A 608-nucleotide genomic window follows, 5' to 3' on the forward strand; every position below is an offset into this window, starting at 1 on the left:
GAACGACTCCGGGGAACAGGGATAACTGTTGGACGAGAATTGCTTGCGCCAGTTCAAGGTCGCTTGCATGAAGTTTTGGCTGGGTTTGGCGCAGATAAATCAGAGCGTATTCCAGCTGTGCCGCACGCAATTGGCCGTCGCTGGCAATGAATGCCGCAGCATCATCGTGGGCGAGCAGCAGTTTACGGTCGAAGGGCGCGGAGGTCACCAGACTGGAGCCATAACCACTGGCCGCAGTGCCTTGAGTAGAAAGATTAAAGGCATCGAAGGCATGGGCCGAGCCCGACCAGCAGGCTACAAGAATTACCGGAGTGATCAACAGCTGTGAATGAAAACGCATGAGACTCGATAGCTGAAAGCGAGTCCCAAGGCTAGCGCAACGTGTGGTCTAGAGCCAGTGCCGAAACATGGGGACACGTTGGGCGTGTCCCACGTCATGGCGTTCGCTTAGATGGTCAGAATCGCCTGCGCCAGCTGCGCATCTGTTGCATTCAGCTGTGGAGCCTGGTGGCGAATGTGATCGAGGGCGCTTTCGAGTTTCACCCCACGGATGGACCCTTCGCTGGCAACGAAGCTAGCGGCATCATCACGGGCAGCCAGGACAATCT

The 608-nt window shown here is 56.7% G+C and carries 2 protein-coding genes; both read right to left on the bottom strand.

Annotated features, from left to right (window positions below):
• On the bottom strand, nt 1–340 hold a 340-nt coding region (locus AC1DRJ_RS31610; RefSeq protein WP_477805559.1), incomplete at its 3' end, for a DUF2388 domain-containing protein.
• 107 nt (nt 341–447) lie between these two features.
• Nucleotides 448–608 (bottom strand): DUF2388 domain-containing protein (locus tag AC1DRJ_RS31615; protein ID WP_477805560.1); only part of this gene is annotated, 161 nt, incomplete at its 5' end.

This window comes from Pseudomonas sp. P5_B2, from assembly GCF_056400445.1.